Raw genomic sequence first — 20,978 nt, 5'->3', positions numbered from 1 at the left:
TTAATTGTATTAGAAGCTGAGACGCAGGTTGGCACCAAGCGTACGAACCGAAGGATAAGAACCAGACTGGTAACCTTGGGCAAGGTTGCCAGCGCCGAGTCCATCTTCAGGGTCTAGGCCAGGGGTGTTCTTGTGGATAATCCACAAGTTCCGGCCCACAATGGAGAAGTCAGCCCCTCTAATTAGTGTAACTTTTGTAAGCATGGCCTTGGGCAAGCCGAACGTCAGAGCAACTTCGCGAAGCTTCACGAAGCTGGCATCATATACGAAACCAGCCGCAGGGTTCCGGCGATAGCCGTACACCCCGAAAAACTGATTGCCTACACGGGTCGTGTTGGGCGTACCGTCGGCCATTACGCCGGGCACAATCACTCCACCACCTTCAGCGATGGGCAAACGTGAAGGGTTGCCCAAGTCGTTGAGGCCAGCAGTCTCCTCATACATGCCCGTAGCCAAGCCGTAGTAGCGGTCGAGCGAGAAAACCTGACCACCCGATTTGATATCGAGCAGGGCGCTTAGCGAAATATTCTTGTAGGTGAAGGTGTTCGTCACACCACCACGCCACCGGGCGTTGGGGTTGGCAATGTCTTGGGCAGGGTTCTGCAGGTAGTAACCATTGGAGCCTACCACTCGCTGACCGTTGAGGTAAACAAAGTCGGAGCCGCGCAGGATGCCGAAAGGACGGCCTACAATGGCATTCGACGAGATACCGCCCTGATAAGTGCCCAACTGGATGACGTCAGTGCCTTCGATGAGCGACAGCACGCGGTTATCGTTGTGCGTCCAGTTGGCATTGATGCGGTAGGTGAAGTCGCTGGTCTGAACCGGCGTAGCAAAAACCGAAATTTCGATACCACGGTTACGGACCTCACCGGCGTTGATGACGCGGGTGCGGTAGCCGCTGGCGGTTGAAATGTCAACCGGAATAATCTGGTTAGTGGTGTTCTGCTGGTAAACCGTAAAGTCGAAGCCGAAACGGCTGTTCAGAAAAGCTGCCTCAATACCAGCTTCTGCGCTGCGAGTCAGCTCGGGCTTCAGGTCGGGGTTGTTTTTGCGCGTTGGCAGAGCAAACAGGGGAACCGAGCCGAAAGCCGTAGGCTTGGTGTAGATGTCAAACACCGACTGGGGCTGAGCACCCGAGCCTACCTGGGCATAGTTAACGCGGGCTTTGCCGTAGGAAAGCCAAGGAAGGGTTGCATTAAGGTCTTCCGAGAACACGTAGCCGAGGGCGGCCGAGGGGTAAACGTAGGTGTTGTTGCCGGTAGGCAGGGTGGTCGACTTGTCACGACGAACGGTCAGGTCGAGGAATACCCGCTCGCGGAAACCGAAGGTGGTGCTGGCAAATATGCCGTCACGCCCGATGCTGATGTCCTGCTCGAAAGGAGGAGATACTGGGTCCTTCGAATTGCTCAACGAGTACAGGGAAGGAACCACGAGGCCACCGTTGGTGCTGGCAAAAATGGAAGTGGTGTTGATGCGGTTGATGTTGGTGCCAATCAGGCCGCGGAACGAGAAGCTCTCGTTGATGTTGGCGCTGAAGTTACCAATCAGGTCGTAGTTGTATTCGCGCGATTCGCGGTTTGTGCGCCGGTAGGCCGAAAGACCCACGCTGCCGGTGTTGGCACGCTCTTCCTGCCGCTCATCGTAGGTGTCGGCCGAAACGCGACCCAGGATGTTGAACCAGTTAGAGAATTTGTAGGTCGCCGAAACGTTGCCGAACGTGCGGTTACGGTTGTCGTTTGAGAAGTTCTGGAAACGGGTAAAGTAGGGGTTGTTCCAGTAGATAGGCGAGAGGTTGCCAGCCGCTGCATCAGCAAAGTTCCAGGTGTTGTTCTGCTGATTGAGGTTATAAGCTTGCTCCAACTCCTTAATGTCAACGTTGGTTTGCCACCACTGACGGAAGTTGCCCATTAAGTTCTCTTCATTATAGCCAGTGCCAAAGCGGCCCAGGCCATCTACGCGCGAGTAGTTAACGGTAGCGCTGGTGGTCAGCTTTGGCGTCACATTGAACGAGCCCGACAGGTTGACAATGTTCTTGGTGATGCGGCTGTTGGGCAATACGCCCCGCTCGTCGTTGTGGGCATAGCCGAGCTTGAAAGTAGCTACATCGCTGCCGCCGTCAACAGTAACGCTGTTCAGCGTCGAAACAGCAGTTTTAAAGAAGCTGCTGGGGTCGTTTTCAGCCGCAACCCAGGGAGTGGTTTGGCCGAAGGTGGGCATGCCAGGAACAAACGAAGCCCACTGACGCACCCGCAAATTTGGGTCAAACCGAGCACCATAGGAAGCATCTTCCGATGTTGGAACCACCAGCGTGCCATCGGCTAACTGGCTGAAGTAAGCATCCTCTTTAGGGCCGTAGTACAGACCGTAGCCAGCGCCGTACTCTTTCTGGTACTTTACGAAAGTGCTTTTGTCGATGCGACCAAAGGTGACACCCGAGTTGAGGTTAACACCTACCCGGCCGCTGCGGCCTTTTTTGGTGGTGATGAGGATAACCCCGTTGGCAGCCCGCTCGCCGTAGAGCGCTGTGGCAGCCGCGCCTTTCAGCACGGTAGTAGTAGCAATGTCGTCAGGGTTGATGTCGGCTGCGGCGTTACCGTAGTCATAACCACCGCGGCCAGTGGCCTGGTCGGCAGAGTTGGAAGTCGAGTTGCTGATGGGAACACCGTCCACTACGAAAAGGGCTTGGTTGTTGCCACCAATCGACTTAGTGCCACGGATTACGACGTTAGTCGAGCCACCCATGGTGTTGTTCTGCTGAATGTTCAGACCGGCAACTTTGCCCGACAGCGAGTTCACCGCGTTGGGGTTACGGGCCACCGTAATGTCGCTCCCTTCAATTTGCGTGGCCGAGTAGGCTAGCGAGTTGCGGGTCCGCTCCACGCCCAGGGCGGTTACCACCACTTCGTTCAATTGCTTGGTATCGGTTACCAGAGCAACGTCAATGGTGTTGGAAGCTCCAATAGGCTGCTCCTGACTAGCATAACCAACAAAGCTGAATACCAGTGTGGTTGCAGTACTGGGGACTGACAGCGAGAAGCTGCCATCGGCATTGGTACCTGTGCCTACCGTAGTCCCCTTAGCAAGCACCGTAACCCCCGGTATGCCTTGGTTAGTAGACCGGTCGGTCACCTTACCCGAAATGGTGCGGTCTTGCGCTTGGGCCTGCTGCAACAGAGCCACAAAGAGCGCAAAAACCATCAATAATGATTTTTTCATGCGGTAAAAAGTTTGGTGAGTGAAGAGAAAAGAAAGTGAAAAGAAGCTTTTAAATAATTAAAGTTACCGGCAAGTATAGCATAAATATGCCGTTGCCTCCTCTCTTCACTAATTAAAGGCTAAGTTAATATCACTGCCAGAGTGGGTTAAATGCAATTAGGCTTATGCATTAATCCTGTCATTAATTTGATGGTTGAGGTCTAGGCTGTCGAGGTAAAGCACTTGAAAGAGTGATTTACATAAGTTGATTTAAGTATTTTTCCTGGTAAGCACCAGTTGAGAAAAGCGTTAAAAGGAGGGTACAGGTAAGCTTGATGGAGCCAGAGGCGCAGGTCTGTGGCCAGGGGCAATTCTGCTCCTAAGAGTCAGTCGTTGGCTCTAGGTAATCCTATGCTAAAGCATGCCTTAGTTGACTTACTTGTTGTTTGCAGCTATTTTAGCTAGCGGAGCCTTATGAGGAATTAGTACTACGACCCCCTTTTAGTTTACAGGCCTCATTTCCCTTGACCTATTCTTGTTTGCTTTTCCGGGAACCCCAGTAATATATTTGAAAATTATATTATATGGAGTATTGCGTTGTTGAGGGATTAGTTTTTGTGCTAACATTAATGAAAATTGAAAATATGTCTGCATAATCTTCAGTTATGTAGTATAAAAAGCAATGCATTTTAAAATTACTGTATTATTGCTTTTTCATTTGTCACTCTTTTTTCACTTTTCTCTCACTCACCAACCCAATGAAGAAAATTTTATGTGTGGTCATATTCCTTATGACCTGTCTGTTGCAGCAGGCAGTTGCACAGGACAGAACCATCACTGGCCGCGTCTTAGACGGGTCGAGTGGCCAGGGACTGCCTGGGGTGACCGTGCTAGCCAAAGGCACTAAAATTGGTACTGCAACCAATGCTGACGGCTCTTTTTCCATTGGTGTTCCCGCTGGCACCACCGCATTGCAGTTTACTTCTATTGGCTTCAAGCAGGTAGAGCGCGACATTACGAATGCTTCAACGGTTGATGTTACCATGGCCGTTGAAACCCGCAACTTGGACGAAGTAGTGGTAACTGGCCTAGCCACCACCATCAAACGTTCTAACCTGGCCAATGCCGTTACAACCATCTCTGCACAGGAGCTGGTGGGTAGCACACGCCCCGTGACAGTAGACGCTGCCCTAAACGGCAAAGTAGTAGGCGCCAACATTGCCCAGACCTCCGGCGCACCCGGCGGCGGCGTGGCCATTCAGCTGCGCGGTATTTCCACGCTTGGCGGCAACTCTCAGCCCCTGTACATCATCGACGGCGTGTACGCCGTGAATTCGGAAACCGGCAACGGCGCCGGCGCCGCCGCGTTTTCGGCCGCAGCCTCTACCATCCAGGGCCGCAGCACCCAGGACAACCCCCTTAACCGCATTTCCGACCTGAACCCGAACGACATCGAGAGCATTGAGGTGCTGAAGGGCTCGAGTGCAGCCGCCATCTACGGGCAGCGCGCCAACGCCGGCGTTATTATCATCCGCACCAAGCGCGGCGTGGCCGGTCAGACCCGCGTAAGCTTTAGCCAGGACCTGGGCGTGGCCCGCGCCTGGCGCCTGCTGGGCAAAGAAGACTGGACGCCCGAGAAAATCGACCGGTTCTACGCCTTTCCGAACAACGCCACCCCGGCCCAGATGGCCAACGTGACCACCCGCCGCAACAACGAAAAGGCGGCGCTGGCAGCGGCCCAGGCCGGCGGCAACATCATCGATTACGAAAAGGAGATATTCGGCAATACCGCTTTCTTGCGCAACACTTCGCTCAGCGTATCGGGCGGCTCGGAGCAGACCAAGTTCTACGTGGCCGGCACCACCACCAATGAAGAAGGCATTGTAAATCGCACCGGCTTCCAGCGTCACTCCATCCGCGCGAACGTGGACCAGAAGATTGGCAAGCGCCTCGATATCGGCGTTACGTCGAGCTATATCAACTCGGAAAACCGCCGCGGCTTCACCGGCAACGACAACCGCGGTGTGAGCCTGGGCTATACCCTGGCTTATGTGCCCAGCTACGCCCAGCTCCGGCCCAACGCGGCCGGCATTTTCCCCGATAACCCCTACGGCGGCGACAACCCGCTGGCCATTGTGGAGCGCTCGGTAAACGAGGAAAAAACCAACCGTACCGTGCAGGCCGGCAACGCCACCCTGCGCATTCTGGAAGGCGAACGCTCGTCGCTGCGCCTGGCTGTGCAGGGTGGCATCGACTTTTCGCACAGCAACGCCCTGCTGGCTTTGCCCGCCGACCTGCAGTCGCAGCGCAACCTGCCCAACCCCGGTGCAGTGCGCGTGGCGAAAAATGATTTTTTCAACTCCAACATGCAGGCTTTCCTTATCTACGACTGGACCCTGGGCGAAGGCATCAGCCTCACCTCGCAGGTGGGCACCGTGCGCCTGAGCTTGCGCCGCGACCTGAGCTACAGCCAGGGCCAGAACTTGGCTCCCGGTACGCCCCTCTCGCCCAACCGCAGCTCACTGGTGACGCAGCAAGTAGAATTTGGCTCGGAGCAGGACATCGGCCAGGTGGCCCAGCAGGAAGTAAACTTCCGCGACATGGTAATTGCCACCGCCGGCGTGCGCTTCGACAAGTCGAGCCGCAACGGCGACCCCAATAAGTACTACGCCTTCCCGAAAGCCTCGCTGGCTGTGAACGTGGCCAAGTTCGGCTTTTTCGACCTGCCCTCGATGAACCTGTTGAAGTTGCGGGCCGCCTACGGCGAAACCGGCAACCCGGCAGTTTTTGGCAGCACGTTTTCACCGCTGGTAAACACCAGTACCGGCGGGCGGGTGGGCTTCCTGCCCTCAACCCTGGTGGGCAACCCGGGGACTGGCCCCGAGCGGGCCACCGAGTTGGAAGCTGGCGTAGACCTGGCTTTCCTCGACAGCCGCGTGACCTTGGAGGCCACTGTGTATAACAAGAAGGTAATTGACTTGGTGGGCAACTTCGGGCTGGCGCCTGGCACGGGCGTTACGCAGCTGCAGGGATTTGCCGTGGGCGACCTGCGCAACCGTGGCTTGGAGCTTTCGCTGGGCGTAACGCCCGTACGCGCCACCAACTTCACCTGGACCTCGACCACGCAGTACTGGTTTAACCGCTCGGAGGTGACGAAGATAAATGTGCCTGCCTTCAACACGGGCCTGGGCTTTGGCTCCTCGTATGGCCGCAACGTGTTCAGCCTGGGGCAGTCGCCCTCGCGCTGGTACGGCTCGCCCATCAGTGCCACTGACAACCCCAACAACCCGAGCTTCCTGACCCGATACGAAGACGCCCAGCCGAGATTCCAGATGTCGTTCCTGAACAACTTCACTGTGTTCAAGAGCTTCGATATCTCGTTTCTGTTGGCTTGGCGCAAAGACTCCTACACCAGCAACCTGAGCCGGCTGCTTAAGGACTCAGGCGGCACCACCGAGGACTGGAGCCAGGACAGCGACGGCAACGGCCAAGTAAACGGCCTGCAGCGCCAGAGCGCCTCGGCCCGCGAATACATTCAGAACAGCGGCTATGTGCGCCTGCGCGAGGCCAGCATCTACTACTCGCTGCCGGCCAGCCTGCGAACCAGCCTGTTCAAAGACTACGTGCGCAACATTCGCGTGGGCGTGTCGGGGAACAATTTGCTGACTTGGACTGATTACGTAGGCTACGACCCAGAGGTATCGAACTTCGGCGCCACTACCAACTTCGCTCAAGTCGACGTGGCCGGTTACCCCAACACCCGCCGCATGTTCTTTCACCTTGGCCTCGACTTTTAATTCTCACCTGCTCTAGAGATTCCCCTTATGCATACTATGTTAAAATTCCGGCCCATGGTCCTGGCAGGTGCTCTGGCCGCGCTGCTGGGAACCACCGGCTGCGACCTCATGAAAATTGAGCCCGTAACCGACCCCAACAACGCCAGCATCGAAAGCGTCCTCACCAACGCCACCCAAGCTCAGCTCAACGCCTTGGCGGTGGGCGTAGAGGCTTCGCTGCGCCTCGGTCACGCTAACAACAGCTCCTACAACCAGATAGTGGGCACCCTGGGCCGCGAAGTAACCGTACTGCCTTTGACCGAAGGTCGTTGGTACGATGAGCTGCAGGGCCGCCGGGGCTCCGCCACCGTCAACGCCCTCGACGACGCCGCCTTTTATAACGGGCAGTACACCGACTTCGCCCGCGTGGGCCGCGCCGCCCGCATCTTCCGGCTTTCGGCCGAAGGCAGCCCCGTGATAAACGCTGAGCAGAAGCTGGGCATTGCCGGCTTCACCCGCACCTACGAGGCGCTTAGCAAGCTGCACCTGCTCAATCTGCAGGGCGAAAACGGCATCCGCATCGATTTGGACAACATCGAGAAGCCCGGCAAGTTCGTCAGCCAGGCCGAAGGCTTTGCCAACATCCGCCAGCTGCTCGACCAGGGCGCTGCTGATTTGGCTTCTGCCGGCGCCACTTTTGCCTTCCCCCTGTCGAGCGGCTACGCGGGCTTCAACACGCCCGCTACTTTCCGCCGCTTCAACCGCGCTTTGGCGGCCCGCGTGGCCCTGTACCAAGGCGACCACGCGGGTGCCCTCACCGCCCTGAGCGCCTCGTTCTACGACCGCACGGCTAGCCTCACGCTGGGGCCGAAAATCACGTTCAGCCCCACCACGGCCAGCGACGTAGGCAACCCCTACTTCCAGGTGCCCAACGGCGAACCTTCGACGCTGGTGTCCGTGCCGGATAATTTCGTGACGGAAGCTGAAGCGGGCGACCTGCGCCTGAGCAAAGTGGCGCTGCGCACCGCCCCCCGCTCGCTGGGCGGCATCACGGGTGCCTACGAGGCCCGCGTGTTCACCTCGCAGAGTGCCCCGCTCGACATTATCCGTAACGAGGAGTTGATTCTGATTGCTGCAGAAGCCCGCGTGGGCACCGGCGACTTGATGGGTGCCTTGGCCGATATCAACGCCATTCGGACCCGTGCCGGGGGGCTGCCCGCCCTTGCCTCGCTGGCCAGCCCCGCGGCCTACATCAATGAAATCCTGCGTCAGCGCCGGTACTCGCTGTTTTACGAAGGCCACCGCTGGATAGACCTGCGTCGCCTGAACCGCCTGAACCCCACGCCGGCCCCGAACCAGACCCTGGCCTACGCAACGGCCCCGTACCGCCTGTTTGACCGCTTGGAGCGGCCTGCTGCCGAGAAGCAGTGGGACGAAGCCAACAAGTAAGGCCCGTTGACCCAATAAAAAAGCCCCGCACAAACTGTGCGGGGCTTTTTTATTGGGTCAACGGGCTTAGCTCTGCATTAGAAATCCCTTGATGTACTCGTCCAGGTCGCCGTCGAGTACGTTCTGTACGTCGGTGCGCTCAATGCCGGTGCGGAGGTCCTTGATGAGCTTGTAGGGATGCAGCACATAGTTGCGAATCTGGGAGCCGAAGTCGATTCGTTTCTTAGTGGCTTCTACTTTGTCGCGCTCGGCGTGGCGCTTGTCCATCTCTATCTGGTAGAGGCGCGACTTGAGCATGCGCAGGGCGTGCTCCTTGTTCATGAGCTGGCTGCGCTCAATCTGCACCGCGATGATGATGCCGGAAGGAGCGTGGGTGAGCCGCACGGCAGTTTCTACCTTGTTCACGTTCTGGCCACCGGCGCCACCGGCCCGGAACGTATCCCAGGAGATGTCGGCCGGGTTTATTTCGATGTTGATGGTGTCATCAATCACCGGGTAGGCAAACACGGATGCAAACGACGTGTGGCGCCGTCCACTGCTGTCGAACGGCGACATGCGCACCAGCCGGTGCACCCCGATTTCGCTTTTTAGGTAACCGTAAGCGAAGTCGCCATCGATTTCCAGCGACGCTGACTTGATGCCCGCCCCTTCGCCGGGTTGGTAGCTGATTTGGCGCACGCCAAAGCCGTGGCTTTCGGCCCACATGATGTACATGCGCATGAGCATCTCGGCCCAGTCCTGGCTTTCGGTGCCGCCAGCCCCGGGGTTGATATCGATGATGGCCGAGAGCTGGTCCTCCTCATCGGAAAGCATGCGCTTGAATTCCAAGCCTTCCACTTTCTTGAGAGTGGCTTCGTAATCGGCCTGCATTTCATACTCGGGCACCTCGCCCTCCCTGTGGAAGTCGAACAGCACCTCCGTATCAGCCAGGGCCTGTTGTACAGCTTCGAAGTCGTCGGTCCAGGTTTTAATGGCCTTGATTTCGCGAAGCGTAGTCTCGGCCGCTTTTGAATCGTCCCAGAAGCCGGGAGCAGTGGTTTGCGCCTCAGCGGCGGCTATTTGAGCTTTGCGGGTATCGTAGTCAAAGATACCTCCTCAGGGCCTCAACGCGGCCCTTCAAGTCCTTAATCTGGTCTTGGGTCATGGGTGGGGGAAAAGATGAGAGGGCAGCCAACACGTCAGTATCGGCGTATTGCCGTGCCTGAGGTGGAGCTACCTGGGCACGAAAGTACCGAATTCTAGCGCGGGAGCCGCCTTCTCATTGGGTTGCTACTGCTCAGCGATATCAAATTATGGCAAGGCACCTTCCCTTTATGCTGCTCGCCGTAGAAGGCTGTAGCCAAACAATTAAAAAGCTGCGGAGAGCCCCTGCCTCATAAGGCAGTGATTAAAATTAGTATGACCCAGGAAGAGCTAAAGCAGGATTTTGACTCGGCGCGCATTAGGCATGTTCATTTTAAAGGCAAGCTGCGCACGCTTTTATATGGGAGTAGCGGAGCAGAAGGCCCCACCCGCGACCCAGAGCAATGCAGCTTGGGCATTTGGGTTGCGAATCGGTTGCGCAATGGGGGCGTTTATGCGCATCTACCCGAGGCCTGCGAATTTGACCGAGCGCTTAGGCTCATCCATCAAGTAGCCAACCGTTTGATGGATATGTATAAGGCAGGCCAACTGGAAGAGGCACTTGCTGGGTTTCCGCAGCTCCAGACCATTGCTGACAAGATGACGGCTCTGCTCCAAACCATGGAAGCTAGGATGCGTACGGGAGCCTAATTAATGCACTAGAGTGCAATTGCATGAAAATCACACTTACTACAAAGCTTTTTGCCGGATTTGTGTTGTTGCTGGCCCTGTTCGCGGTTGTGGTATTGTTCTACTCCCAGTTGGCCCGGCAGGTATTGCGCAACTCAGCCAAAGTGGAGGATTCGCAGCGGATTTCCAACAATGCCTCAACCTTGCTCCGTAACATCGTCGACATGGAAACGGGCTTTCGGGGCTTTCTGCTTATTGGCAATGAGCAGACCTTAGCGCCTTATTATGATGGCGAGCGGCAGCTGGTAGGCCGGTTTACGCAGATTAGAAATCTTGTTACCGATTCGCCCGACCAAGTAGCGCTAATAGAGAAAACGCAGCGCCTGTTTCAGCAATGGGCCGGGTATAGCCACTTGTTGGTATCCGAAAAGCGGGAAGCCCGCCGCCGCAACCCCCGACAAAGCGGTTTGGAAGGCATGCCGCACCGTCGCATAGCCGAGGGACTATCTGGCCAGCAGGTAATGGATAACATCCGGCTGCGACTGGAAGCCTTTGAGCGTAACGAGGCGCAAAAGCGGCAGCTGTTGCGCAAGCAGCTGGAGGACAGTATTGAGCGGGCGCAGTGGCTGTCGGTCGCCTTGGCGGTAGCAGCGCTGGTGTTGGGGCTATTGTGGGCTATCTACATCGTGCGGTTGTTTTCCAGGCGTTTGCGCAGCATGCTGGACCTGGCACGACGCATGGCCGATGGCGATTACAACACCCAAATTGTGGATACTGCCCAGGACGAGGTAAGCGAGCTCATTTCAGCCCTGAACGTAATGGCTCGCACCGTGGGGGCCAACATCAGACAATTGGAAAGCCGCAACCAGGAACTCGACCAGTTTGCCTACGTGGTATCGCACGACCTTAAGGCCCCACTGCGTGGGATTGAAAGCGCCTCTCGCTGGATAGAGGAAGACATGGGCCAGGAGCAACTGCCCGAATCCATCCGGGAGTTCCTGAGCATGATGCGTCAGCGGGTGCACCGCATGGAAAAACTCATTACCGGAATCTTGGACCTTGCCCGCGTGGGACGCACGGCCCAGGCCGATGAAACCGTGTTTGTGCGTACGCTACTGCGCGAAGTGATAGATAGCCTTAACCCGCCACCCGGCTTTCGCGTCGAGCTGCCGTTTTTTCTGCCTACCCTTACTACCAACGTGGTACAGCTGCAGCAGGTATTCACCAACCTCATCAGCAATGCCCTGAAGTATCACGACCATCCCGAGTCGGGAACAGTGCACATTAGTTGCGAAGATGCGGGCGATTTTTATCTTTTTTCGGTGGCCGACGACGGGCCCGGAATCGACCCGGAATATCACGACCGAATTTTTGTCATTTTTCAAACCCTGACCGAGCGCGACACCCTGGAAAGCACCGGCGTAGGCTTGGCCATAGTGAAAAAAATTGTGGAGCGCCAAGGCGGTCGTATTGGGGTCAAATCGGCGGAAGGACAGGGTGCTAAGTTCGTGTTCACGTGGCCCAAACAGCCTCCTAAAGCTAGAATTTCGACAAAGACTATAGACGCCGTACCCCATTCTGCCGTACCAAGCATTACCTAATCCCAGATTTGTGCTGGTTTTTGCGGGCATATTCCGCTTCTGAAAACTTATTACGCCTATGTCCTCCGACCATCCCACGCCCAGCATCCTGCTCGTGGAAGACGACCAGATGGACGTCATGAACGTGCAGCGGGAGCTGCGCCGCCAAAACATTGACGTGCCCCTTGTGCACGCGCGAAATGGCCGCGACGCCCTCAAAATGTTGCGCGGCGAGGGTGATGAGCCCAAAATCGCCAGGCCCGATGTCGTAATGCTCGACATTAACATGCCACGTATGAACGGTTTGGAGCTGCTTGAGGTGCTTCGTTCCGACCCCGAGTTTGTGAGCCTGAACGTGTTTATCATGACGACTTCTGACCTAGAGTCGGAACGGCTGAAGGCCAAGCACTTGGCGGTGAGTGGTTATATCATTAAGCCGCTAAGCTTCGACAAGTTTGGCGAAGGCGGCACTAGCGTGGATGGGTTCAGCCTTTTCCTGGACTTGCTCAAGCTGAAGCAATAAATTATAAGTCGGCGCGGCGTGCATGTGCTCCGATTTTATTGATTATGCGTTTATGATAGCAGCCTAAACCCCATGCGGTGGTGGGCGCAAGGCCCGTGCGTCCGGATGGCGGCGCGATGGCTTTGTGTGGGGTAGCCTGCGTTCTGCTCCCAGCCATACTCGGGGAATTCTGCTGCCAAAGCATGCATGTGCTCATCCCGAAAGGTTTTGGCCAGAATAGAAGCTGCGGCAATGTTGCGGTAAAGGCCATCGCCTCCAATCACGCAGGTGTGCTCATAGCCTGGCATGGGCCTAAATCGGTTGCCGTCGACCAGTAAATGAGCCGGGGCTATTGCCAAGGCCTGCACAGCTCGGTGCATAGCCAAATAGCTGGCTTGTGCAATGTTAAGGGTGCTAATTTCGGCTACCGTGGCTTGGCCAACGGCCCACGCCACCGCCTCGGCACATATTATAGGGCGCAGCGCTTCGCGCCGCTTGGCCGTGAGTTGCTTGGAGTCGTTTAGAAAGCGGTGATTGAAATCGATGGGCAGAATAACGGCCGCGGCAAATACGGGGCCCGCTAGGCAACCTCGGCCAGCTTCATCGAGGCCAGCTTCGAGCACGTGGCCAGTAAGGGAGGAGAGAAGGAACATAAGCTCGCAAAAATAATGTCTTAGCACTCCAAACTAACCACTAAAAGCAACGCCCGTCTGGCCGCAATAGAGGCGGCCAAACGGGCGTTGAAGGCAATAAAATCTCGCTTACTTCCGGTCGCCGGCGTTGCTACCGATGACATTGTCTTCGCTTTCGCCACGGCGGAAGCCTTGGCTGTCGCGGGGGCCTTCATCGATTTCGCTGTCTTCGTCCGTGCTCACGTATTCGTTGGTCACAGGGCCCAGACCGCCGGTTTTGGCGGCCAAGTCAGCCTCAGCTTGGGCATGTTTCAGGTTAAAGAGCGGGTCGTGTTCGTCTTGCGTGGCGTTTTGGTTGGGTTTCGACTTGGACTGAGCCATTTGAAGAGTAACGGCCGGAATGTGGGCGGCCGTTGCTCAGTGGTACGGAGCCGCGCTAGCCAAGGTTGAAAGCTCAAGAGCAGGCCTTTTATAAACAGTTAGTTAAACTGCAGGGCTCACTTTTTGCCACGGTTTGGGTACAAAAAAAGGCCATCGCACAAGTGCGATGGCCTTAAAGTGGCGGGTCTGGCTTGAAGGTGTCTACCCCACCTTTTCAGCCAGAGCGCCGCCGCACGAGAGGTCCTTCCTTTCCACATTTCCAGCCCGTGCGGGGGTACTTATGACTCAAAGGTACGCCAAGGGCCGGGCGACATGCAATAATTTTCGGACTAAACGTCAACAATAGGCGCCCAATGGCTGATTAAGCACGGTGAATGGAACGATAACATGTTTTGCAACCGCTGAGCTGTTGCGGCAAAAAGTGTAATTTTACAACCAAGTTCTGCTTTATTTAATAGATATGCCACACACTACTGCGCCCGAAGTTGACAAAAACCACAACCCTTGGCAAACTCTGAGCACCGAGGTTAAATATCAAAATCCCTGGATTTCGGTGCGCGAAGACCAAGTGGTGAACCCGGGCGGGGGCCGCGGTATTTACGGCGTGGTGAGCATGAAAAACAAGGCGCTAGGCATCATCCCAGTCGATGCGGAAGGCAACACTTGGCTGGTGGGCCAATACCGGTATCCGCTGAATGAATACAGCTGGGAGATACCAATGGGCGGCGGCTTAATTGAGCGCGACGTGCTGGAGTCGGCGCAGCGCGAGCTGAAGGAAGAAACCGGCCTGCTTGCCGCCCGTTGGACGCGCATTGCCCGCCTGCACACCTCCAACTCCGTAACCGATGAAGAAGGCTTTGTGTACCTGGCCGAAGACCTAACCCAAAGCGACCTAGAGCCCGAAGAAACCGAGGACCTGCGCCTGTGGAAGCTCCCGCTGGCCGAAGCCGTGCGCATGGCAATGGACGACCGCATCACCGACGGCATCAGCGTGGCGGGCCTATTGAAGGCTGAAAAAGTATTAGCGGCGAGAACCGTTTAGGGCGGCTCTGGCTGGCGCGTTGTTTTCCCCAGCCTCACCTCCTAACTTCATCCGCTAACTTTGCCGATATGCGCCACCTGCTTCGTTACATCGGCCAGCGTCTCTACACCACCTGGGCTACGTTCTGGTTTCTGGTGCCGTTTGTGCTCACGTTTCCGCTTCAGTGGTACTTCAGCCGCCGGCCCGATGGCCATGGCGTGGTGCACGCCCTGAACCGCTTTTGGTCGTGGTTTTCAATTACCATGTGGGCGGTGCCCATTGAGGTTGTGCGCGAAAGTAAAGAGCCTGTTTCGCAGCCTTGCGTGTACGTGGCCAACCACGGCTCGTATGTCGATATCATGATGCTGTTCAAGTACATTCCTGGGTTTCTGAACATGATGGGCAAAGCCTCGCTGGCGAAAGTGCCGGTGTGGGGGCCCATTTTTGGCAACGTCTACATCACCGTAGACCGCACCAGCGCCGTGAGCCGGGGGCGCGCCATGGTAGCGGCCCGGCGCGGGCTGGCGGCAGGCAAGAGCATTGCCATTTTTGCTGAGGGGCGTATCTCTCCCACACCTGGCAAAGAGCTGCTGCCCCTACTGGATGGTGCGTTTCAATTGGCCATTGAGATGGGGGTGCCACTGGTGCCTGTAGGCATGCCGTTGAACCACATGTTCATGCCCGATGTCCAGAAAGACCTGCGCGTGCGCTACCACCGCCTGAAAATCGTTTTTCATCCGCCCATTTCTACAGACGGGCTTACCCTGGCCGACATTCCTGCCCTGAAGCAGCGCGTAGCTGCCCAGCTGGCCGGCGACTTTCTGCCCGAAGGGGCAGTGAAACCAGGCCCAAGTACCTGGCGGGCGCCGGCTGTTTCGCAGGAGCAGCCACAGTCTGTCAATTCTTAATTCGTAGTACCTTTTAACGCATTACTTCCTTGAGTACCGACCTTGGCACCCTTCGCGGCCTGGCCCACTTGGCCCGCCTCGAATTTGACGAAACCCGCGAGAAGCAGATGCTCGGCGACCTCAACAACATCCTCGACTTTGTAGCCCAGCTCGAAGGCCTAGACACGACCGGGGTAGAGCCGCTGGTGCACCTCTCGCAGGAGATAAACGTGTTGCGCGACGACGAGGCCCGCAACACCGTGAGCCACCAAGATGGCCTGCGCAACGCCCCGCGCAAAGACTCGGATTATTTCCGGGTGCCCAAAGTGCTGGAATAAGGGTGGCGCAACCAACTTCTCAGCGGTTTGGGCTGCCCACCTGGCTAGCTGTATTGGCTGCGCTGGCCGTTGGGCTGGCGGTGTTTTACTACTTTACGGGCAGTACTGCCACGCTACCCCTAACGGTAGTGCCCCACCTGGAGGGCGTGCCCCTCACGGTGGAGCAAGTGGTGCTGGGCGCCATTAGCCTGCCGGTGCACGTGAGCGGCTTTGTGGTGAGCCTGACACACGACGTGGCCGGGCCCTTTACGCAGCCGGTGGCTGCCAGCTTGTTTTTGCTGCTGCTGGCATTTGCGTTGGCCGGCTGGCTGGCGGTGGCCAGCACCTTGCCCCGGGCGGGTTTTGTAGCCGGCATGGTGCCGGTCATCTTTTTGCTGATGTCGCTCAACCTGGATGTGGTGGGCGTATTCGAGGTCGGGCAACGGTACTTTCTGTACCTGGCGCTGGGGTTGCTGGTGGGCGGGGCCTTTGGGCTCCACGCATTTGCTGAGGGACTGCGCCTGGGCTGGCGGTGGCTGATTTTCGGGGCCCTAACGACAGGGCTAAGTGTGCTGCTATTTGTAAAAAGCGACTTGTCGCCAGCCGAAACGGCGTTGCAGCTGGCGGCCTACGCTACAATGGGAGGCGCCGTGATGGTGGCGCTGCTGGTGCTTTGGGTTGGGTTTGAAAATATCCGGGCCCTGCTCTGGTTTAATACCCAGGCCGAGCAGCCGGGCAGCCGGTTTGGCCTCGTGCCGTTTGTGCTGGCCAGTGGGCTGTATCTGGGCGCGCTTTCCTGGTTGGTTTGGAACAAGGGCAGGCTCGAGCTTTTCCCGAGCGTGCAGCTTGACCCGCTGGTGCTGTTGTTGCCCGCCGTGGTGGCCGCCGGCCTGGGCCTGCGCTTGCGGGCGCCTTCCTACGCCGATTGGTTTCCGTACACTCGGGCGGCCCAACTGTATCCGCTGCTGCTCATGGGCGCAGCTGGCGCTTTGGGCTACGCGTTTGCGACGGACAATACGCCTTTGCTACGGGCAGCGCGCGACTTTACCTCTCAGGCGCTGCTGTTCTTGGGCGGAGCTTTTCTGATTTATGTGCTCCTGAATTTCGGGCCGCTTATTCGTAAGCGGCTCCGGGTGTACAAGGTGGTCTTTGAACCCCGTCGCCTGCCTTTTTATCCAATCTATATTCTGGCGGTAGGAGGGCTCATTATGGTGCAGGTGCGCAATAACCGCCCCCTGACCGACCAGGTTGCGGCCGGCGAATACAACCACCTCGGCGACCTGACCCGGCAGCAAAGCGAAGCCGACCCCAGCAACCTCAGCTTGGCCCTCTTGGCCGAGCGGTACTACGCCGAAACGGGCGATGTGCTTTACCGCGGCGACCTGCACGCCCAAATGGGGCGGGCAGCCCTGTACCGCTTCCGCCAGCAGCGCCGAAACGAAATCAACGCGCTGCGGCGGGCCCTTCTGCGCGGCCCAAACGAGAAAATTTCGCTCCGCCTCGCCGCGCTGTTCCACGACCCGGCTGACTTGTTTGAGGGCTTGGAAGTGCTGCGGCGTGGCCTGAAAGCCGAACCCAGAAGCGCCGCCCTGGCTGGCGATTTAGCACAGCTTTTCACCAGAACTTCCCTTACCGATTCGGTTGCCTATTATCTGGATAAAGCCGAGCAGTTGGCACCCGGCAGCTACTCTAGCCGCACCAACCAGCTCGGCTTTTTATTGAGCCAGAACCTACTGGAAGAGGCGCGCAAGCTGGGCGATGCCATGAAGGTGCCAGCCGATGAGCCGGGCTTGGCCAGTAACTACACGCTGCTGCAGTTGCAGGCCCCAGCCTCAGGTCAGGAGCCCGCCGGACTACCCGCCAGCATCAGCATGCTGGATGATGCCAGCTTTGCTCAGCTCTATCATTTGGTGCTGTTCAACGTGGCCAAGCGCAAAGACCAACTCACGCCTGCGCTGTTGGTGCGCTTATCGACGCTTGCCAACGAACCGGCCAATGCGAACTACTACGAGCAACTGCTATTTCTGCAGGCGCTGGCGCGCCACGCAAGAGGGGAGGAACAGTCGGCCCGACAGCTGCTGGCGCCGTTGGCCGCTGGCACCAGCGCCAGCTCCGCTTACTACCAACAGTTGCTGGGGCTGTGGCAGCTACAGCAGGGCCAATACGCCACTGCCGCCAATCAGTTGGCGTTTGCGGCTACGCACGGCGCCACATCTGCCTTGCAAGCCCGCGTGTATGCGCTGGCACTGAGCGGCCGTGCCGATTCGGCCCTAGTAGTGGCCGCACGCCTAGCGGCGTCTTCTGATTCGGTGCAGCGGCAGCAGGGGCGACAAGTGCAGCAGCATCTATCTGCTGGCAGCATTGTTCCGGCAGAGAATACGGCTGGCCGGGTTGGTAGCAATTGGCTGGCGCAAGCGCAACGAGCCGAGCAGCAGGGCAAGCCAGCGGAGGCAATCAAGAACTATCGACGTATTGTGCGGGAGGCACCTTTTAATGAGGGCGCGGTGCTGGCCGCAGCGAGTTTCTACACCCGTCGCCGCAACTACCTGGCGGCTTACGAGGCCTTGCGTGCTGGGCTCGACGAAAACCCTCGCTCCCTCCCGCTGTTGAGGAGCTATGCACTAGCCGCGGCCGACGCTGGCCTGAGCGACTATGCCGCCGACGCGCTGGCCGAGCTGCGCCAGCAGCTTCCACCTGCTGCTTATGCTGCTTTAGCTGCCGAATACGCTGCTCGCCAAGCAGCCCGTGCAGCGGCGGCAGCGTCTTTCTCTGGGGCTCCGGCTCCCTCACCTCTGCAATAAGCCTCAAAGTGCCATGAATTCAAACGTAATTGAGACGACGGACATCGCAAAAAACTACGTGATGGGAGCGGAAGTCATCCACGCTCTGCGCTCGGTAAGCATTCAGATTCCGCGTGGCGAATACGTGGCCTTCATGGGGCCGTCGGGGTCAGGTAAGTCCACGCTGATGAACATTATAGGGTGCCTCGATACCCCTTCCAAAGGCCAGTATATTCTCAACGGCCAGGATGTAAGCCGCATGAGCGACAACCAGCTGGCCGAGGTGCGGAACAAGGAGATTGGCTTCGTCTTCCAAAGCTTTAACCTGCTGCCCCGCGCCAGCGCCCTCGACAATGTAGCGCTGCCGCTCATCTACGCCGGCTTGAATAAGAAGGAACGCAACGAGCGAGCCCTTGAGTCTTTGCGCTCCGTGGGCCTTGCCGACCGGGCTTCCCACCGGCCCAACGAGCTCAGCGGTGGCCAGCGCCAGCGCGTGGCCATTGCCCGTGCCCTCGTCAACAATCCGAGCGTGCTGCTGGCCGACGAACCCACCGGGGCCCTCGACTCCAAGACCAGCCACGAAATCATGGACCTTTTCGAGGCGCTGTACTCTAAAGGCAACACCATCATCATGGTGACGCACGAAGAAGATATTGCCCGGTACGCGCACCGCATTGTGCGCCTGCGCGATGGGTTGGTGGAGTCAGACGAGGTAAACAAGGATGTTACGACGCACGCACTAACTAGCCATTGAACAGCACACTCCCCTTTTTGAAAAGGAGGGGAGTGTGCTGTTCTTTTTCCAGCCTATGAAAATTTACACCAAAACCGGCGACAAAGGCCTCACTTCCCTCATTGGCGGCACCCGGGTGCCCAAAAGCAGCCTGCGCATCGAGTGCTATGGTACGGTTGATGAACTGAACTCTCACATCGGCTTGGTGCGCGACCAGGACGTGAATGCCACCCGCCGGCCGCTGCTCAAGGAAATTCAGGACCGGTTATTCACTATGGGCTCGGCGCTGGCGGCCGACCCAGATAAATCAAAAATGAAGCTGCCCGACCTGCACGAAGCCGACGTGACGCTGCTGGAGGACGAGATGGACCGCATGAATGCCGAATTGCCGGAGCTACGGGCCTTCATTCTGCCGGGTGGGCACCCCGCCGTGAGCCACGCGCACGTGGCCCGCTGCGTATGCCGCCGCGCCGAGCGCATGGTCATTCTGCTTAGCGAAGAGTCGTTTGTGGCCGAGCTGGTGGTGGTTTATTTGAACCGCTTGTCGGACTACCTGTTTGTGATTAGTCGGTACATGGCCCACGAGCTGGGCGTTGAAGAAGTGACGTGGAAGGCACGACTTTAGTTAAATTTCAGTTGATAGGTTGATATGGTTGAAACCTGAAAAAGGGTTAAACCATGTAAATACCGCGGTTATTATTTCTTTGCCTTTTTAATTACAGCCACCCTGCCTCCATCCTCCGTACTCGGAAAATCCCGCCCACTAGTATCCAGCAAATTTCATTCTATGATTGACATTCTCCCCATTCGCACGCAACGCACCACGGCTTCGCGCCTCACCGAACTCGACCCAGCCAACCTGGAGTTCGGCAAGGTGTATTCGGACCACATGTTTGCCGTGGACTACCACAATGGCGAGTGGCAGGAAGCTCAAATTGTGCCCTACGGCGACATGGCCGTGAGCCCCGCCAATTCGGCATTGCACTATGGCCAGTCAATTTTTGAGGGCATGAAGGCCTACCACCAGAACGATGGCGGCGTGGCTCTGTTCCGTCCGCTCGACAATTGGGCGCGGCTCAATGCCTCGGCCGACCGCATGTGCATGCCCAATATCTCCGAAGAGTTATTTATGCAGGGTCTGAGCGAGTTGATTCGCATCGATTCGGCTTGGGTTCCTACCGGTGGCGGCAGTTCGCTCTACATCCGGCCCTTTATGTTCGCTACCGATGGCTTCATTGGCGTGCGGCCTTCGGAGTCTTACCGCTTCATGATTTTCACTAGCCCCGTGGGCTTGTACTACAACAAGCCCCTGCGCGTGCGCTTCGAGCAGAAGTACGTGCGCTCGGCCGAGGGCGGCGCGGGCTATGCCAAGGCGGCCGGCAACTACGGCGGCGCTATGTACCCCACCAAGCTGGCCCAGAAGGAAGGCTACAACCAGCTCATCTGGACCGATGCCACCGAGCACCAGTACGTGGAGGAATCGGGCACGATGAACGCCATTTTTGTCATTGATGGCCGCGTGGTTACGCCTTCACTGAGCACGTCTATTCTCGACGGAGTGACGCGCCGCAGCGTGCTGCAGCTGGCCCGCGACATGGGCATTCCGGTAGAAGAGCGCAAAGTGAGCAGCCGCGAAATTGTGGAAGCACTGGAAGCGGGCAAACTCGAAGAAGCTTTCGGCGCGGGCACGGCCGCTACCATCGCGCCCATTGCCACCATCGGCTACCAGGGCCACGACTACGACCTGCCCAAAGTGAGCCCCAACGCCTTCTCTAAGCGCGTGGGCGCGGCCCTCGACGCCATCCGCACCGGCGAAGGAGCCGATGTGCACAACTGGATGGTGCGGGTGTAGCTCAATTGAACGTCATGCAGAGGGCAGTGGAGCATCTTTACTGCTTCGTTGAGCAAGATGCTTCGCTGCCCTCTGCATGACATTTTAGTGGAAAAGCCGCTTCGCTCCGAAGCGGCTT

The 20,978-nt window shown here is 57.6% G+C and carries 16 protein-coding genes; 12 read left to right on the top strand and 4 right to left on the bottom strand.

Going from position 1 to position 20,978, the window contains the following annotated elements; all coding sequences use genetic code 11:
* Positions 1-9: 9 nt before the first annotated feature.
* Positions 10-3,219, bottom strand: a complete 3,210-nt coding sequence (locus ACP7AJ_RS07595; protein ID WP_426059588.1) for a SusC/RagA family TonB-linked outer membrane protein — start codon at positions 3,217-3,219, stop codon at positions 10-12.
* 770 nt (positions 3,220-3,989) lie between these two features.
* Between ACP7AJ_RS07595 and ACP7AJ_RS07590 the strand changes: the two genes are divergently transcribed.
* Together ACP7AJ_RS07590 and ACP7AJ_RS07585 are read left to right on the top strand one after the other, a co-directional pair.
* Positions 3,990-6,995, top strand: coding sequence for a SusC/RagA family TonB-linked outer membrane protein (locus ACP7AJ_RS07590; RefSeq protein WP_426059587.1), 3,006 nt, complete (start codon positions 3,990-3,992; stop codon positions 6,993-6,995).
* Positions 6,996-7,031: 36 nt separating this feature from the next.
* Positions 7,032-8,423 (top strand): RagB/SusD family nutrient uptake outer membrane protein, encoded by a 1,392-nt coding sequence (locus ACP7AJ_RS07585; RefSeq protein ID WP_426059586.1) that lies wholly within the window; start codon positions 7,032-7,034, stop codon positions 8,421-8,423.
* A gap of 66 nt (positions 8,424-8,489) precedes the next feature.
* Here ACP7AJ_RS07585 and prfB read toward each other — a convergent pair.
* A protein-coding gene (gene prfB / locus ACP7AJ_RS07580; RefSeq protein WP_426059585.1) for a peptide chain release factor 2 occupies positions 8,490-9,567 on the bottom strand; the annotation gives its coding sequence in 2 pieces (ribosomal slippage) (positions 8,490-9,506 and positions 9,508-9,567; 1,077 coding nt in all).
* 239 nt (positions 9,568-9,806) lie between these two features.
* Between prfB and ACP7AJ_RS07575 the strand changes: the two genes are divergently transcribed.
* From ACP7AJ_RS07575 to ACP7AJ_RS07565, 3 genes are read left to right on the top strand one after another with little or no spacing between them, the layout of a single operon-like run.
* Entirely contained in the window at positions 9,807-10,196 is a 390-nt protein-coding gene (locus tag ACP7AJ_RS07575; RefSeq protein ID WP_426059583.1) for a CZB domain-containing protein, read from the top strand.
* A gap of 23 nt (positions 10,197-10,219) precedes the next feature.
* Positions 10,220-11,776 carry a sensor histidine kinase gene (locus ACP7AJ_RS07570; protein WP_426059582.1) on the top strand — a complete coding sequence of 519 codons (1,557 nt, stop codon included), beginning with the start codon at positions 10,220-10,222 and terminating at the stop codon, positions 11,774-11,776.
* A 58-nt stretch (positions 11,777-11,834) separates the two neighbouring features.
* A complete protein-coding gene (locus tag ACP7AJ_RS07565; RefSeq protein WP_426059581.1) occupies positions 11,835-12,278 on the top strand; it encodes a response regulator in 444 nt (147 codons plus the stop codon).
* Between the two features lie 50 nt (positions 12,279-12,328).
* On the opposite strand, the gene ACP7AJ_RS07560 is transcribed toward ACP7AJ_RS07565, so the two are convergent.
* Both ACP7AJ_RS07560 and ACP7AJ_RS07555 read right to left on the bottom strand, forming a co-directional pair.
* Entirely contained in the window at positions 12,329-12,910 is a 582-nt protein-coding gene (locus ACP7AJ_RS07560) for a ribonuclease HII (RefSeq protein WP_426059580.1), read from the bottom strand.
* 108 nt (positions 12,911-13,018) lie between these two features.
* The gene (locus ACP7AJ_RS07555) at positions 13,019-13,270 is read right to left on the bottom strand and encodes a hypothetical protein (protein ID WP_426059579.1); all 252 of its coding nucleotides are present in this window, start codon (positions 13,268-13,270) and stop codon (positions 13,019-13,021) included.
* Between the two features lie 460 nt (positions 13,271-13,730).
* Here ACP7AJ_RS07555 and ACP7AJ_RS07550 point away from each other — a divergent pair, with 460 nt between their 5' ends.
* The 7 genes from ACP7AJ_RS07550 (at position 13,731) to ACP7AJ_RS07520 (ending at position 20,860) form a co-directional block, all read left to right on the top strand.
* The gene (locus ACP7AJ_RS07550) at positions 13,731-14,312 is read left to right on the top strand and encodes an NUDIX domain-containing protein (RefSeq protein ID WP_426059578.1); all 582 of its coding nucleotides are present in this window, start codon (positions 13,731-13,733) and stop codon (positions 14,310-14,312) included.
* Between the two features lie 68 nt (positions 14,313-14,380).
* Positions 14,381-15,199, top strand: coding sequence for a lysophospholipid acyltransferase family protein (locus ACP7AJ_RS07545; protein WP_426059577.1), 819 nt, complete (start codon positions 14,381-14,383; stop codon positions 15,197-15,199).
* A 29-nt stretch (positions 15,200-15,228) separates the two neighbouring features.
* A complete protein-coding gene (gene gatC, locus ACP7AJ_RS07540) occupies positions 15,229-15,516 on the top strand; it encodes an Asp-tRNA(Asn)/Glu-tRNA(Gln) amidotransferase subunit GatC (protein ID WP_092677536.1) in 288 nt (95 codons plus the stop codon).
* Between the two features lie 53 nt (positions 15,517-15,569).
* Complete coding sequence (locus ACP7AJ_RS07535; protein WP_426059576.1) at positions 15,570-18,296, top strand: tetratricopeptide repeat protein; 2,727 nt, start codon at positions 15,570-15,572, stop codon at positions 18,294-18,296.
* A gap of 13 nt (positions 18,297-18,309) precedes the next feature.
* The gene (locus ACP7AJ_RS07530; RefSeq protein ID WP_426059575.1) at positions 18,310-19,029 is read left to right on the top strand and encodes an ABC transporter ATP-binding protein; all 720 of its coding nucleotides are present in this window, start codon (positions 18,310-18,312) and stop codon (positions 19,027-19,029) included.
* A gap of 55 nt (positions 19,030-19,084) precedes the next feature.
* Complete coding sequence (locus tag ACP7AJ_RS07525) at positions 19,085-19,633, top strand: cob(I)yrinic acid a,c-diamide adenosyltransferase (RefSeq protein WP_426059574.1); 549 nt, start codon at positions 19,085-19,087, stop codon at positions 19,631-19,633.
* 162 nt (positions 19,634-19,795) lie between these two features.
* Entirely contained in the window at positions 19,796-20,860 is a 1,065-nt protein-coding gene (locus ACP7AJ_RS07520) for a branched-chain amino acid aminotransferase (RefSeq protein ID WP_426059573.1), read from the top strand.
* Positions 20,861-20,978: the final 118 nt, after the last annotated feature.

Source organism: Hymenobacter sp. B1770 (assembly GCF_049896385.1).
Lineage (GTDB): Bacteria > Bacteroidota > Bacteroidia > Cytophagales > Hymenobacteraceae > Hymenobacter.
This window is presented reverse-complemented; position numbering and strand designations above follow the sequence as displayed.

Coding starts and splice junctions, on each gene's coding strand:
- ACP7AJ_RS07595 (WP_426059588.1), bottom strand. CDS start 3,219: ATGAAAAAATCATTATTGATGGTTTTTGCGCTCTTTGTGGCTCTGTTG.
- ACP7AJ_RS07590 (WP_426059587.1), top strand. CDS start 3,990: ATGACCTGTCTGTTGCAGCAGGCAGTTGCACAGGACAGAACCATCACT.
- ACP7AJ_RS07585 (WP_426059586.1), top strand. CDS start 7,032: ATGTTAAAATTCCGGCCCATGGTCCTGGCAGGTGCTCTGGCCGCGCTG.
- ACP7AJ_RS07570 (WP_426059582.1), top strand. CDS start 10,220: ATGAAAATCACACTTACTACAAAGCTTTTTGCCGGATTTGTGTTGTTG.
- ACP7AJ_RS07565 (WP_426059581.1), top strand. CDS start 11,835: ATGTCCTCCGACCATCCCACGCCCAGCATCCTGCTCGTGGAAGACGAC.
- ACP7AJ_RS07560 (WP_426059580.1), bottom strand. CDS start 12,910: ATGTTCCTTCTCTCCTCCCTTACTGGCCACGTGCTCGAAGCTGGCCTC.
- ACP7AJ_RS07555 (WP_426059579.1), bottom strand. CDS start 13,270: ATGGCTCAGTCCAAGTCGAAACCCAACCAAAACGCCACGCAAGACGAA.
- ACP7AJ_RS07550 (WP_426059578.1), top strand. CDS start 13,731: ATGCCACACACTACTGCGCCCGAAGTTGACAAAAACCACAACCCTTGG.
- ACP7AJ_RS07545 (WP_426059577.1), top strand. CDS start 14,381: ATGCGCCACCTGCTTCGTTACATCGGCCAGCGTCTCTACACCACCTGG.
- ACP7AJ_RS07530 (WP_426059575.1), top strand. CDS start 18,310: ATGAATTCAAACGTAATTGAGACGACGGACATCGCAAAAAACTACGTG.
- ACP7AJ_RS07525 (WP_426059574.1), top strand. CDS start 19,085: ATGAAAATTTACACCAAAACCGGCGACAAAGGCCTCACTTCCCTCATT.
- ACP7AJ_RS07520 (WP_426059573.1), top strand. CDS start 19,796: ATGATTGACATTCTCCCCATTCGCACGCAACGCACCACGGCTTCGCGC.